This is a genomic window from Variovorax sp. VRV01 (assembly GCF_014852545.1).
Lineage (GTDB): Bacteria > Pseudomonadota > Gammaproteobacteria > Burkholderiales > Burkholderiaceae_C > Variovorax > Variovorax beijingensis_A.
This window is the reverse complement of record NZ_JACVBS010000023.1, coordinates 36,246-50,060: the sequence shown is the minus strand read 5'-3', so window position 1 is coordinate 50,060 and position 13,815 is coordinate 36,246. Positions and strand designations below refer to the sequence as shown.

At 67.4% G+C, this 13,815-nt stretch carries 14 protein-coding genes; 8 read left to right on the top strand and 6 right to left on the bottom strand.

The window, feature by feature from the left end:
• Positions 1 to 27 precede the first annotated feature (27 nt).
• The 3 genes from IB278_RS29235 to IB278_RS29225 are packed head-to-tail and all read right to left on the bottom strand — an operon-like array spanning position 28 to position 2,219.
• On the bottom strand, positions 28 to 993 hold the full coding sequence (locus IB278_RS29235; protein ID WP_145743461.1) for an aldo/keto reductase: 966 nt from the start codon (positions 991 to 993) through the stop codon (positions 28 to 30).
• Positions 994 to 1,023: 30 nt separating this feature from the next.
• Positions 1,024 to 1,632 (bottom strand): chromate transporter, encoded by a 609-nt coding sequence (locus IB278_RS29230; RefSeq protein WP_145743463.1) that lies wholly within the window; start codon positions 1,630 to 1,632, stop codon positions 1,024 to 1,026.
• Positions 1,629 to 2,219, bottom strand: a complete 591-nt coding sequence (locus IB278_RS29225) for a chromate transporter (protein ID WP_018902772.1) — start codon at positions 2,217 to 2,219, stop codon at positions 1,629 to 1,631. Before IB278_RS29225 ends, IB278_RS29230 begins: the two co-directional genes overlap by 4 nt.
• An 88-nt stretch (positions 2,220 to 2,307) precedes the next feature.
• Between IB278_RS29225 and IB278_RS29220 the strand changes: the two genes are divergently transcribed.
• Positions 2,308 to 3,213: a YihY/virulence factor BrkB family protein gene (locus tag IB278_RS29220; RefSeq protein WP_145743465.1), complete on the top strand. Its 906-nt coding sequence runs from the start codon at positions 2,308 to 2,310 to the stop codon at positions 3,211 to 3,213.
• 6 nt (positions 3,214 to 3,219) lie between these two features.
• On the opposite strand, the gene IB278_RS29215 is transcribed toward IB278_RS29220, so the two are convergent.
• On the bottom strand, positions 3,220 to 3,771 hold the full coding sequence (locus IB278_RS29215; RefSeq protein WP_145743467.1) for a DUF924 family protein: 552 nt from the start codon (positions 3,769 to 3,771) through the stop codon (positions 3,220 to 3,222).
• Positions 3,772 to 3,886: 115 nt separating this feature from the next.
• Between IB278_RS29215 and IB278_RS29210 the strand changes: the two genes are divergently transcribed.
• The 6 genes from IB278_RS29210 to IB278_RS29185 all read left to right on the top strand — a co-directional run bounded on the left by IB278_RS29210 (position 3,887) and on the right by IB278_RS29185 (position 9,619).
• A complete protein-coding gene (locus tag IB278_RS29210) occupies positions 3,887 to 4,336 on the top strand; it encodes a CHRD domain-containing protein (protein ID WP_145743469.1) in 450 nt (149 codons plus the stop codon).
• Positions 4,337 to 4,385: 49 nt separating this feature from the next.
• Positions 4,386 to 5,597, top strand: coding sequence for a patatin-like phospholipase family protein (locus IB278_RS29205; RefSeq protein WP_192327352.1), 1,212 nt, complete (start codon positions 4,386 to 4,388; stop codon positions 5,595 to 5,597).
• A gap of 66 nt (positions 5,598 to 5,663) precedes the next feature.
• Positions 5,664 to 6,446, top strand: a complete 783-nt coding sequence (locus IB278_RS29200) for a 3-hydroxybutyrate dehydrogenase (protein ID WP_145743471.1) — start codon at positions 5,664 to 5,666, stop codon at positions 6,444 to 6,446.
• A 126-nt stretch (positions 6,447 to 6,572) separates the two neighbouring features.
• Positions 6,573 to 7,580: a tripartite tricarboxylate transporter substrate binding protein gene (locus IB278_RS29195; RefSeq protein WP_145743473.1), complete on the top strand. Its 1,008-nt coding sequence runs from the start codon at positions 6,573 to 6,575 to the stop codon at positions 7,578 to 7,580.
• 43 nt (positions 7,581 to 7,623) lie between these two features.
• Positions 7,624 to 8,097 (top strand): tripartite tricarboxylate transporter TctB family protein, encoded by a 474-nt coding sequence (locus tag IB278_RS29190; protein ID WP_145743474.1) that lies wholly within the window; start codon positions 7,624 to 7,626, stop codon positions 8,095 to 8,097.
• A gap of 16 nt (positions 8,098 to 8,113) precedes the next feature.
• Positions 8,114 to 9,619: a tripartite tricarboxylate transporter permease gene (locus IB278_RS29185; protein WP_145743476.1), complete on the top strand. Its 1,506-nt coding sequence runs from the start codon at positions 8,114 to 8,116 to the stop codon at positions 9,617 to 9,619.
• Here the strand turns inward: IB278_RS29185 and IB278_RS29180 are convergent.
• Positions 9,606 to 10,568, bottom strand: coding sequence for a bifunctional helix-turn-helix transcriptional regulator/GNAT family N-acetyltransferase (locus tag IB278_RS29180; protein ID WP_145743478.1), 963 nt, complete (start codon positions 10,566 to 10,568; stop codon positions 9,606 to 9,608). The genes IB278_RS29185 and IB278_RS29180 overlap by 14 nt on opposite strands.
• Positions 10,569 to 10,719: 151 nt before the next feature.
• On the opposite strand from IB278_RS29180, the gene IB278_RS29175 reads away from it, so the two are divergent.
• Positions 10,720 to 13,125 carry a YgiQ family radical SAM protein gene (locus IB278_RS29175; RefSeq protein ID WP_192327349.1) on the top strand — a complete coding sequence of 802 codons (2,406 nt, stop codon included), beginning with the start codon at positions 10,720 to 10,722 and terminating at the stop codon, positions 13,123 to 13,125.
• A gap of 2 nt (positions 13,126 to 13,127) precedes the next feature.
• Here the strand turns inward: IB278_RS29175 and IB278_RS29170 are convergent, their stop codons facing one another.
• Complete coding sequence (locus IB278_RS29170; protein ID WP_192327346.1) at positions 13,128 to 13,781, bottom strand: DUF1294 domain-containing protein; 654 nt, start codon at positions 13,779 to 13,781, stop codon at positions 13,128 to 13,130.
• Positions 13,782 to 13,815 lie beyond the last annotated feature (34 nt).

The window sequence follows — 13,815 nt, the reverse complement described above, 5'->3', positions numbered from 1 at the left end:
CTCGAAACCGCCCGTTGCATGTGCGTCTCAGGCCGGCGTTTCGGCGCTGGCCCGGTCCAGCATCTGGATGGTGCCGGCATCGAGCTTCAGCTGGGTGGCCACCACCAGTTCCTCCAGCTGCGCGATCGAGGTGGCGCTGGCGATCGGCGCCGTGACCGAAGGGCGTGCGATCTGCCATGCAATGGCGACCTGGCCCGGCTTGGCGTTGTACTGCTGCGCCACCTTGTCGAGCGCTTCGAGAATGCGCAGGCCCCGCGGATTCAGGTACTTCTTGATGGTGGTGGCGCCGCGCGCGCTCTTGGAGGCGTCGGCCTCGGTGCGGTACTTGCCGGTCAGGAAGCCGGCCGCCAGCGCATAGAAATTGATCACGCCCACTTCGCGCTTCAGGCACAGGGGCTCCAGTTCGTCCTCGAACACCGCGCGGTCGTAGAGGTTGTACAGCGGCTGCAGGCTCTCGTAGCGCGCAATGCCCAGCCGCTCCGACACGTCGAGCGCCTCGGCCAGCCGGGGCGCGCTGTAGTTGGAGGCGCCGATCGCGCGCACCTTGCCGGCCTTGATCAGTTCGTCGAAGGCCTGCAGCGAATCTTCGAGCGGGGTGGCGGCATCGTCGTCGTGCGACTGATACAGGTCGATGAAGTCCGTCTGCAGGCGCTTGAGCGAGGCTTCCACCGCTTCGCGGATGTAGGCCGGCGAGAGGCCCGACTTGCCTTCGCCCATCGGCTTGCCGACCTTGGTGGCCAGCACCACGCGGTTGCGCTTGCCGCTCTGCTTGAGCCACTTGCCGATGATGGTCTCGGACTCGCCGCCGGTGTGGCCCGGCACCCAGGCCGAATAGACGTCGGCGGTGTCGATGAAGTTGAACCCCGCGTCCACCCAGGCATCGAGCAGGCGGAACGAGGTGGCCTCGTCCGCCGTCCAGCCGAACACGTTGCCGCCGAAGGCCAGCGGTGAAACCAGGAGGCCGGAGCGGCCGAGCGAGCGGAGTTGCGACATGAGTTTGTTTCCTGAGGAAGAGAACGAGGATCAGACGAAGCCCACAGCACCGAGCAGCGCACCTGCGCCCAGCAGCCAGAGCAGGTGAATGCGCGTGCGCCAGACGATAAGCGCGGCCACCGCGGTCAGCAGCCACAGATGCCAGGCAGGCGCGTCGCCGGCAGGGTTGCCCGCCGCCAGCACCCAGCCGGTGGCGATCAGCAGGCCCACCACCACCGGCGCCATGCCCTGCTTGAAGGCGCGCACGCCGCGCCGGTCGCGGTTGCGGTGGCCCCATCGCGTGGCCAGGTAGGTGAGGGTGGTGCTCGGCAGCATGATGCCGACCATGGTGACCGTGAGCCCGAACAGGCCGAGCAGCCAGGCGCCCGGCCCCGCACCGATGCCGCCGCCCGCGTTGAGCCCGACATTCCAGCCCATCAGCGCGACGAAGAGCACGTTCGGCCCCGGCGCGGCCTGGGCAATGGCCACGGAGGAACTGAACTGCGCCTCGCTGAGCCAGCCGTGCTGCGCGACGAGGTAGCGGTGCATGTCGGGGACGGTGGTGATGGCGCCGCTGATCGACAGCAGCGACAGCAGCAGGTACTGGCCGAAGAGCGCGAGCCAGTCGTGCCATTGCATCGCGATGGTCAGCTGGCTCATGCGGCAATCCTGCGCCAGGTCCACGCACAGGCCACGCCGCCTACGGCCAGCAGCACCCAGCCGAGCGGCATCTTGAACAGCGCAATGGCGCCGAACACCAGTGCGACGAATGCCAGGCAGGTGGCAAAACCGAGCGGGTGCTTGCGCAGTTGCGGAATCAGCTTGATGCCGGTGGCGGCGATCAGCCCGCCCGACACCGCGCCCATGCCGCGCAGCGCGGCGGCCACCTGCGGGTTGGCCGCGTAGTGGGCATAAAGAACGGCCAGCACAAGAATGACGACGAGCGGTATCGCAAGCATGCCGGCCACCGCGGCGATGGCGCCGCGCAGGCCGAAGTAGCGGTCGCCGATCATCAGCGCGAGGTTGATCACGTTCGGTCCCGGCATCACCTGGGCCACGGCCCAATCTTCCAGGAACTGCTCGGGCGTGAGCCAGCGCTTTTTCTCCACCATCTCGCGCTGGACGATGGCCAGCACGCCACCGAAGCCCTGCAGCGCAAGCCAGGTGAATGAAACAAAAAGGTCGCGTGGCGACTTCGGTTGCGGATGGGCGGGCGGCGCCGCCGCGCCTGAAGGAGACGGATGCATGTGGGTGCGATTATCGTAGCCAGGCCTGCAACGTGCCGGGCACCGGGCTGACATGCCCCTGTAACGCTCAAAGGGAGACTCCATCGCCATGCAAATCCGTGCGCTCTTCGATCTCTGCAAGCAGGCCGTCGCCTCCTGGTCTAACGATTACGCACCCAGCATGGGCGCTGCACTGGCCTACTACACGGTGTTCTCGATTGCGCCGCTGCTGCTGATCGTGATCTCGGTGGCCGGCCTGGTGTTCGGCCAGGAGGCCGCACGCGGCGAGATCTTCGCGCAGCTTTCGGGGCTCATGGGCGAGCAGGGCGCGGCCGCGGTGCAGGCGATGCTGCAGGCGGTCAACAAGCCGGCCGAAGGCGTCGTGGCCACGGTGGTCGGCATCGGCTTGCTGGTGGTCGGCGCGACCACCGTCTTCGGCGAACTGCAGGACGCGCTCGACCGCATCTGGCGGGCGCCGGCGCGCACCAAGAGCAAGGGCATCTTCAACCTGCTGCGCGTACGGGCGCTGTCGTTCAGCATGATCATGGCCATCGGCTTCCTGCTGATGGTGTCGCTGGTGGCCAGTGCGGCGCTGGCAGCGCTCAGCAAGTGGTGGGCGCCGGTGTTCGGCGGCTGGGCCACGCTGGCACAGGCGGTGAACTTCGCCTTCAGCTTTGCGATGGTGACGGTGATCTTCGCGATGATCTACAAGATCATGCCGCGCGTCAGGGTACAGTGGCGCGACGTGTGGGTGGGGGCTGCGGTCACGGCGCTGCTCTTCACCATCGGCAAGCACCTCATCGGCCTGTACATCGGCAAGAGCAGCGTGGCCTCGGGCTACGGCGCCGCGGGTTCGCTGGTGGTGGTGCTGGTGTGGGTGTACTACTCGGCGCAGATCTTCCTGCTCGGGGCCGAGTTCACCTGGGTGTATGCCAAGACCTATGGCTCGCTCAAGAACATGGAGGGCAGCGCCGAGGCGAATCCTTCGCCGACGCGCTCGGACCCGCTGCCGTAGCGCCAGCTATCCCGCGAAACCCCCTTCGTCGAGGAAGCGCTGCTCCTCGGCCGTGCTGGTGCGCCCGAGCAGCTTGTTGCGGTGCGGAAAGCGGCCGAAGCGCGCAATGATGTCGCGGTGCAGCACTGCGAAGCGCTGGGTGTTGGCATCGAGCGCGGCGTTGAGGTCCACCGAGCGCTGCTGGTCGTCCAGCGACTCGGAGTGCATGAAGGGCAGGTAGAAGAAGCGCCGCAGGTCTTCGCCGGCCTTCAGGTCGAGGCCGGCTTCGATCGCCTGGCGGGCGATGGCCAGCGCCTTGGCGTCGGTGGCCAGCATGCGGGCGTTTCCGCGCCAGGTGTTGCGCGGAAACTGGTCGAGCAGCACCAGCAGCGCCAGGGCGCCCTCGGCGTCGCGCGCCCAATGGTCGAGCTCGCCGCGCGCGGCTGCTTCGTGGGCGGCGAGAAAGCGCCCGGCGAATTCGGCGTCGAAGGCTTCGTTCTTGGCAAACCATCGTTCGGGTCCGGCATTGCGCCAGAAGTCGACGATGTCACGGGCGGTGGGCAGCTCGGCAGGATTCATTGCCGCATTCTCTTTCAGCCGGTGCCCGGCCGCCAAAGTCGCGGTGGTGGCCGACAAGGCGAAGCGCAATGGCTGCCTATGCTGTAGCGGTTTCATAACTCAGGAGATCAAGCTCATGACCCGATATGGCAGCTTTTTGCGCGCAACCCTCATCGTCGGCGTGGCCAGTGCCGCGCTGGCCGGCTGCGGAATGATGTCCAGGTCGAACACCGCGAGCTTCAGCGGCGCGATGAACGCCGCCAGCGAAGTGCCGCCCAACATGACGCGCGGCAGCGGCCTGGCGGAAGCCTGGCTCAACAAGGACACCAATGTCCTGAAGTACAAGATCACCTACAGCGGCCTGAGCGGCCCGGCCACGGCCGCGCACTTCCATGGCCCCGCGGCCGCGGGCGCCAATGCCGGCGTGGTGCTGCCCTTTGCCAATGCGGCCAGCCCGATCGAGGGGCAGGCCACGCTCACGCCGGCGCAGGCGGCCGACCTGATCGCAGGCAAGTGGTACGCCAACATCCACACCGCCGCCAATCCGGCCGGCGAGATCCGGGGGCAGATGCTGCCCAAGATGTAAGGGCGCTCGGTCAGCTTGCCGTCGCGGGGCTGGTGTCAAATGACACCCCATGACGACGACGCAGAAGACGCCCCGGAAGCCCCGGACGGCAGGCAAGACCCTCAACACTTTTGCGGCGCGCCGCGAAGACATGCGCGCCGCGCGCAAGGCGCTGGTGCTGCAGGGCGGCGGCGCGCTCGGCGCCTACCAGGCCGGCGTGTATGCCGCGCTCAGCGAGACCGACCTGCAGCCGCACTGGATTGCCGGCGTCTCCATCGGCGCCATCAATGCGGCGCTGATCGCGGGCAATGCGCCCGAGAAACGGGTGGACCGGCTGCGCGAGTTCTGGCATCTGGTGTCCTCCGGACCGGCGCAGCGCCTGCCCTCGTGGCTGGGCGACCGCGCCATGCAGAACCAGTGGAGCGCCAGCATGGCGATGCTGGTGGGCATTCCGGGCTTCTTCGAACCGCGCTGTTCGCCCGCGCTGCTGATGGGCGCGGCGGCGCCGCTGCTGAGCTACTACGACACCACGCCGCTGAAGGCCACGCTCGAGCGCCTGGTCGACTTCGACCGCATCAACGCCTGCGAGGCGCGCTTCAGTGTGGGCGCGGTTGACGTGCGCACCGGCAACTCGGTGTACTTCGACAACACGCGCCAGCGCATCGGCCCCGAACACATCATGGCCAGCGGCGCGCTGCCGCCGGGCTTTGCGCCCGTCAGCATCGACGGCGACGACTACTGGGACGGCGGCATCGTCTCGAACACGCCGCTGCAGTACGTGCTCGACATCCATCCGCGCTCCGAGCCGCTGGTGGTGCTGCAGGTCGATCTTTTCAATGCACGCGGCGAGATGCCGCGCACGCTGTCGGGCGTGATGGAGCGGCAGAAGGACATCACCTATTCGAGCCGCACCCGCATGAACACCGATGCCCTGGCCGCCAACCTGAACCTGCAGCAGGCCATTGCGGACCTGATCTCCAAGCTGCCGGCGCGCCTTCGCAATGACCCCTCGGTGCTGGCGGTGCAGGCTGAGCTCACGCACCATCCGATCGACATCTTCCACCTGATCTACCGCGACAAGCCCTACGAGGTCGAATCGAAGGACTACGAGTTCTCGCGCGCCGCCGTCGAAGAGCATTGGGAGGCCGGCGCGCGCGACATGCGGCGCACGCTGGCGCATCCCGAGACGCTGCGCAGCGACGCCACCGTGAACGGCGTGACCACCTTCGACCTCGGCGAGCTCGGCGTGGAGCGCGTCAAGCGTCCCGGGCTGTCGCGCTGACGGCGGGCTGCGCTCGCCTGATTCTTGCAATCCTTTTTTTCTTTCCAACCCTCAAGGACATTCACCATGCAACTCAAGGACAAGGTCGCCTACATCACCGGCTCGGCCAGCGGCATCGGCAAGGAGATTGCCATTCTGTTTGCGCGCGAGGGTGCCAAGGTCGTCATTGCCGACCTCAACAAGCAGGCCGCCGACGCCACCGCAGCCGAACTCCAGGCGGCGGGCGCGCAAGCCCTGGGCGTGGCGGTGGACGTGACCAGCGAGGAGCAGGTCGATGCCTCGGTCGAGGAGGCCGCCAAGGCCTTCGGCGGCATCGACATCCTGGTCAGCAATGCCGGCGTGCAGATCGTTCATCCGGTCGAGGAATTCAGTTTTGCCGACTGGAAGAAGATGCTCGCGATCCACCTCGACGGCGCCTTTCTCACCACCAAGGCCTGCCTCAAGCACATGTACGCCCAAGGCCGCGGCGGCAGCGTGATCTACATGGGATCGGTGCACTCCAAGGAAGCTTCGCTGCTGAAGGCGCCCTACGTCACCGCCAAGCACGGCCTCATCGGCCTGGCCAAGACGGTTGCGAAGGAGGGCGCGAAGCACGGCGTGCGCGCCAACGTGATCTGCCCGGGCTTCGTGCGCACGCCGCTGGTCGAGAAGCAGATTCCCGAGCAGGCGAAGACGCTTGGCATCACCGAGGAACAGGTCGTCAAGAACGTGATGCTCAAGGAAACCGTCGATGGCGAATTCACCACCACCGACGATGTGGCGCGCGTGGCGCTGCTGTTTGCGGCCTTCCCGACCAATGCGCTGACCGGCCAGTCGCTGGTGGTGAGCCACGGCTGGTTCATGCAGTAGCGAAATGACGCCGCCCTGCGCGGCGCACGATGGTTCACCCTAATGTCTCCGGCGAGCGAACTGTGCGAAAAACCTGCTTGCCCGTTCAATCGTCATACCAATGACTTTCGCCAGGAGACAAAAACCATGCGTGTTCGTTCCGCCGGCTTTTTTTCGCGCCGCTCCTTCGTGGCCCATGCCGCAGCTGTCGCGGCGGGGCTCGCCATGTTCGCCGCGGCAGCGCCCGCGGCGGCCCAGGCGTATCCCAGCCGGCCCGTCACGCTGATCGTTCCATGGGGTGCGGGCGGCGGCACCGATGCTACGGCGCGCATCATCGCGAGCCTGCTCGAAAAAGAACTCGGCCAGCCGATGACGGTGGTGAACCGTACCGGCGGCAACGGCGTGGTGGGCCATGCGGCCATTGCCGCCGCGCCGCCCGACGGCTACACCATCGGCATGGCCACGGTCGAGATCGGCATGATGCACTGGCAGGGGCTGACGCCGCTGACCAGCGCCTCGTACACGCCGATCGGCCTCGCCAATCTCGATCCGGCCGGCATCCAGGTGCGCGCCGACGCGCCCTACAAGACCGTGGCCGAACTGCTGGCGGCCATCAAGGCCAGTCCCGGCAAGCTCAAGGCCTCCGGCACGGGGCAGGGCGGCATCTGGCACCTGGCCATCGCGGGCCTCTTGCGCGACCAGAAGATCGACCCGGCGGCCGTGCCGTGGGTGCCGAGCAATGGCGCCGCCCCAGGCCTGCAGGACGTGGTCGCGGGTGGTGTCGACATCGCGCCGGTCTCGCTGCCCGAGGCGCGTTCGCTGATCGATGCGGGCAAGATCAAGAGCCTTGCGATCATGAGCGACAAGCCCTCGGCCCTGTATCCCAACGTGCCCACGCTCAAGGCGGCCATCGGCAGCGACTGGTCGATGGCGGCCTGGCGCGGCATCGTCGCGCCCAAGGGCCTGCCCGCCGACGTGCGCGACAAGCTCGCGGGCGCGCTCAAGAAAGTGGTGGCGAGCAAGGAGTACACCGACTTCATGGCCTCGCGCGGCTTTGGCGTGATCTATGCGGGCCCTGACGACTTCGCCGCCTACATGGCCAAGTCCGATGCCGAGCTCGGCGCCACGATGAAGGCCGTGGGTATCGTCAAGTGAACGCTAGAGGGCGTGCGCACGCACCGGGCGGAGGTGCAGCGCGATGAAATTCAACGACGCGATCTTCGGTGCGATCCTGCTGGCGCTCGGTATCGTGGTGCTTGCTGTGGTGCAGGGCTATCCGGGCATACCGGGCCAGCAGGTGGGGCCGGCGCTGTTTCCGGGGCTGATTGCCATCGGGCTGTGCGTCTGCGGCGCGATGCTGCTGGCCAAGGGCTGGCGCCAACGCCATGCCGCGGCCTGGGTGCGGCTGGGCGACTGGGCCACTTCGCCGCGCCACGTGCTGGCCGCCGCGCTGGTCGTCGGCGCAGTGCTGTTCTACATCTTTGCCTCCGAGCGGCTCGGCTTCCTGCCGACCGCGGCGATCTCGCTGCTGGCACTGATGCTCGCCATGCGCGTGCCGCCGGGCCGCGCACTGTTGATTGCGCTGCTCGCCACGCTGGTGATCCATGCCGCGTTCTACAAGCTGCTGCGCGTTCCGCTTCCCTGGGGCGTCCTGACACCCATCGCCTGGTAACCGGAAACATCCACTCATGTCCGCAGCACTCTTGCAGGCTTTCTCGATGGTCTTCGAGCCCTACACCATTCTCGTGATGGTGCTGGCCTCGCTCTATGGCCTGTTCGTCGGCGCGGTGCCGGGGCTGTCGGCCACCATGGCGGTGGCGCTGCTGGTGCCGGTCACTTTCTTCATGCCGCCGATTCCGGCCATCGCCGCCATGGTCACGGCCACCGCCATGGCCATCTTCTCCGGCGACATCCCGGGCTGCCTGCTGCGCATTCCGGGCACGCCCGCATCCGCCGCCTATACCGACGAGGCCTTTGCGATGACGCGCAAGGGCATGGCCGAGACGGCACTGGGCGCCGGGCTGGTGTTCTCTGCCGTGGGCGGTCTTTTCGGTACGGTGGTGCTGATCGTGGCGGCGCCCGCGCTGGCCGACTTCGCGCTCAACTTCAGTTCCTTCGAGTACTTCTGGCTCGTGCTGCTGGGCCTGACCTGCGCGGTGTTCATTACCTCCGACCGGCCGCTCAAGGGCATGATCACGCTGCTGCTTGGCCTGCTGGTGGCGTGCGTGGGGCTCGGCAATCCGGCGGGCTTTCCGCGCTTCACCTTCGGCAATGCCGAGATGACCGGCGGCATCGGCATGATCCCGATGATGATCGGCATGTTCGCCATCTCGGAGGTGATCCGCTTCGCGGTCGACACGCTGCCGCCGGGCGAGGTGGTGGTCGAGAAAGTGGGACGCGTGCTCTCGGGACAGTGGGCGCTGGCCAAGAAATACCCGGTGCAGATACTGCGCGGCAGCCTGCTGGGCACGGCGGTGGGCGCGCTGCCGGGCGCGGGTGCCGACATCGCGGCGTGGATGTCGTATGCCATGAGCAAGAAGTTCTCCAAGGAGCCCGAGAAATTCGGCACGGGCCATGTCGAAGGCATTGTCGAATCGGGTTCCGCCAATAACAGCGCGCTGGCCGGCGCGTGGATTCCGGCGCTGGTGTTCGGCATTCCGGGCGACTCGATCACGGCCATCGTGATCGGCGTGCTCTACATGAAGAACCTCAATCCGGGGCCGACGCTGTTCACCACCAACCCGCAGAACATCTATGCGGTGTTCATGCTGTTCATCATCGCCAACATCATCATGATTCCGCTGGGCATCCTGTGCATCAAGGTGGCCAAGCGCATCCTGCGGGTGCCGCGCAACGTGCTGATGCCGCTCATCCTGCTGTTCTGCATCGTCGGCGCGTTCGCCATCAACAATTCGCTGTTCGACGTGGGTGTGATGCTCGTGGCGGGCATCGTGGCCTACCTGCTCGAGGAGAACGGCTTTCCCATCGCGCCGGCGATCCTCGGCGTGGTGCTCGGCGGCATGCTCGAGGAGAACTTCATCACCTCGATGATCAAGTCGGACGGCAACCTGGCCGGCTTCGTGTCGCGGCCGATTGCCGCATCGCTGGCGGCCGTGGTGCTGCTGGTGTGGCTCGCACCCTTGCTCAAGAAGCTGTGGCACAAGGGCCGGCGCACCGCATCTACTGCAGCTTGAGCGACCAGGTCTCGCCCACGAGCTGCTGGCCGAAGCCTTCGTAGGGATCGGCCTTGTCGAGCCTGAAACCCCGCTTGGCATAGATGGCGCGGGCGGCCTCGAGGCAGCTGTTGGTCCAGAGCACCATCCTGCGATAACCCTTGGCGCGCGCGAAGGCAATGCATTCGTCGGTGAGGCGCGCGCCCAGGCCCAGGCCGCGTGCCGACGGCGAGAGCAGCAGCAGCCGCAGCTGGGCCGTGGTGGCCGACTTGCGCACCACGAAGATCGCGCCCACGCGTTCGCCGTCGAGTTCGGCGATCCAGCACTTCTCCCACGCGGGCTGGAACTTGCGCACGAACTGCGCCACGATGTCGGCCACCAGCGCCTCGAACTCGATGTTCCAGCCGTACTCGCGCGCATACAGCTCGCCATGCTGCTGTACCACCCAGCCCATGTCGCCGGGCAGCGGGTCGCGCAGCACGATGGTGCGCGTGCGCACCGCCGGCGCCGCCGCGGGATCGAGCGTGCGCTCGATGCGCGCCATGGCATCGATCAGCTGCTGGCGCTCGTGTGCAGGCACCGGCGCGAGCAGGGCGGCTGCCTCGTCGCGCGATTTCTGTTGCAGCGGCGCGAATGCGGCGTGGCCGGCTTCGGTGAGGCGCAGCACGCTTTGCCGCGCATCGCGCGGGTGCGGCGCGCGCGTGAGCCAGCCGGCCGCCTCGAAGCGGCGCAGGATGCGGCTCATGTAGCCGGCGTCGAGCCGCAGGTCGCGGCCGATCTCGCTGGCCACGGGCGTTTCCCGGTGGGCCAGCTCGTACAGCACCCGGACATCGGTCAGCGACATGTCGCTGCCAAGATAGGGGTCGAGCACGCCGATGCGGCTCGTGTAGAAGCGGTTGAAGCGCCGGATCGCCTTGACCGCGGCGGTGTCGGGCGCGGCCGAAGCGGCTGGAATGGTTGCTGTTGTCATATTATTGATTGACTGAAGCAACCATTTAAAGGCCTTGCCGCGGGCGCGTCAACAGCCGCCAACGCGACAGAAGTGGTGGAAAACCCTAAAATCGCGGGTTGCCCACTGCTGCGCCGTGCCCGCCAAGCCGCCGCTGCCAACTTCCCCACTGATGAACGCCCCCGTCGACGTCTCCTTTTTTGCGCGTGCCGCCAAGCCGCTGACCAGCTACCGCAAGTACTGGGCGGCCCGTTTCGGCACGGCCAAATTCCTGCCGACCACGCGCAAGGAGATGGACGCGCTCGGCTGGGACAGCTGCGACATCATCGTGGTGACTGGCGACGCCTATGTCGACCATCCGAGCTTCGGCATGGCCGTGATCGGCCGCATGCTCGAGGCGCAGGGCTTCCGCGTGGGCATCATCGCCCAGCCCGACTGGCAGAGTGCCGAGCCTTTCAAGGCGCTGGGCAAGCCGAACCTGTTCTTCGGCGTGACCGCCGGCAACATGGATTCGATGATCAACCGCTACACGGCGGACCGGAAGATCCGCAGCGACGACGCCTACACGCCCGGCGACGTCGGCGGCGCGCGGCCCGACCGCGCGGCCATCGTGTATTCGCAGCGCTGCAAGGAAGCCTGGAACGACGTGCCGATCATCCTCGGCGGCATCGAAGGGTCGCTGCGCCGCATCGCGCACTACGACTACTGGCAGGACAAGGTGCGCCGCTCGATCGTGGTCGACTCGAAGTGCGACCTGCTCTTGTACGGCAACGCCGAGCGCGCCATCGTCGAGATCGCCCACCGGCTGGCGGCCCGCGAGCCGGTGCACGAGATCACCGACGTGCGCGGCACCGCCTTCGTGCGCCGCGACACACCTGAAGACTGGTTCGAGATCAACTCCACCAGTGTCGACGAACCCGGCCGCGTCGAAGCCCACGTCAACCCCTACCTGATGGTGTCCGAGCAGGCCAAGGCCAACGGCGCCACCTGCGCGAAGGAAGACGAGGCCCAGGCCGTGGCGCAGGCCGCCGAGGCAGGCGCTGCGGCGGCGAACCCGGTGAACCCGGCCATCAAGCCGCTGACCTTCGTGCCGAACCCCGCGCTCCATCAGCGCGCGAGGATCAAGGTGCCGCCGCGCGACCGCAGCGTGATCCGCCTGCCGTCGTACGAGCAGGTGCGCGCCGACCCGGTGCTCTATGCCCACGCCAACCGCGTGCTGCATCTCGAGACCAACCCCGGCAACGCCCGTGCGCTGGTGCAGGCGCACGGCGAGGGCGCCACGGCGCGCGACGTGTGGATCAACCCGCCGCCCATTCCGCTCACCACGGCCGAGATGGACCACGTGTTCGACCTGCCGTATGCGCGCAGTCCGCATCCGCGCTACGCCGACGAGAACGGCAGCCACGACGGCGCCACCAAGATTCCCGCGTGGGAAATGATCCGCTTCAGCGTGAACATCATGCGCGGCTGCTTCGGCGGCTGCACCTTCTGCTCGATCACCGAGCACGAGGGCCGCATCATCCAGAGCCGCTCGGAAGAATCGATCATCAAGGAGGTCGAGGCCATCCGCGACAGCGTGAGCGGCTTCACCGGCACCATCTCCGACCTGGGCGGCCCCACCGCCAATATGTACCGGCTCGGCTGCAAGAGCCCCGAGATCGAGGCCGCCTGCCGCAAGCCCAGCTGCGTGTACCCGGGCATCTGCCAGAACCTGGGCACCAACCACGATCCGCTCATCAAGATCTACCGCCGCGCGCGTGCGCTCAAGGGCATCAAGAAGATCCTGATCGGCTCGGGCCTGCGCTACGACCTGGCCGTGCAGTCGCCCGAGTACGTGAAGGAACTGGTGCAGCACCATGTCGGCGGCTACCTGAAGATCGCGCCCGAGCACACCGAGCAGGGCCCGCTCACCAAGATGATGAAGCCCGGCATCGGCAGCTACGACAAGTTCAAGCAGATGTTCGAGAAGTTCTCGGCCGAGGCGGGCAAGAAGCAGTACCTGATTCCGTACTTCATTGCCGCACATCCGGGCACCAGCGACGAGGACATGATGAACCTCGCGATCTGGCTCAAGAAGAACGGCTTCCGCGCCGACCAGGTGCAAACGTTCTACCCGAGCCCGATGGCCACGGCCACCACGATGTACCACACCAACAAGAACCCGCTGCGCAAGATCACGCGCGAGAGCGAGACGGTGGACATCGTGCGCGGCGACAAGCGCCGCCGTCTGCACAAGGCCTTCCTGCGCTACCACGACGCCAACAACTGGCCGCTGCTGCGCGAAGCCTTGAAGAGCATGGGCCGCGCCGACCTGATCGGCAACGGCAAGCACCACCTGATCCCGACCTGGCAGCCGCTGACCGATGGCGGCTACACGAGCGCGCGGCGCAAGAACTCGACCTCCGCGCCGGTGGCGGCCAAGGCGTCGGCGCCGGTCAGGCTGGCACCGGTGAAGCCCTCGAAAGGCCGCATCCTCACGCAGCACACCGGCCTGCCGCCGCGGGACAACGGGTCGGCGCCGGCGCCGCGCAAGGCCGCCGCCGGCCCGGTGCGCGGCAGCATCCGCAAGCCGCGCTGAGTTCAGCCCGCGAGCAGGCTCGCGGGCAGCAGCTTGCCGGTCCAGGCCGCCACGGCGGCAATATTCATCAGCACGGTGGCCCAGTAGACCGCCATGAAGCCCGCCTTGCGCGACTTGTGCCGAAAGAGCCGCTGCGCGCACCACGCGCCCGGCCATCCCCCCGCCAGCGAGAGCAGATGCAGCGTGCTTTCCGCCGTACGCCAGCGGCCGGCCTGCGCGGCGCTCTTGTCGAAGCCGTAGACGGCGAAGGTCAGCAGGCTGGCCAGCAGCAGCACGCCCAGGGCAATGGGCGGCAGGCGCGCGGTCCATACGCCATACCCGAGCAGCCCCGCATAGCCAAGGAGCAGCACGCCGATGGGCAGCATCGACGACGGGGAAGAAGAGGAGGCCGCTGTCGCGCGGCGGCCCCGCGGGTGGGCTGTGGCGCGACGTGCCCGGGGCTGCGCGGCACCCGCCGCGTGGACCGCCATCGCGCGCGGTCCCTTGCCGCCCACATGGATCTCGTCGAAGCCCAGTTCCATGCCGACCTGCGGCTTCAGCTGCCGGTCGACAAAGTCGCGCAGGTGCACGAACACGTCGGCTGAACCCCCGGGGCTGCGGATGAAGCCGAACCCCCGTTCGGCCTCCCAGCGGACGAGCCGGCCTTGGCGCTTCATGGCGTGCGGGAAAAGGGAGGAGACATGGCCGCGA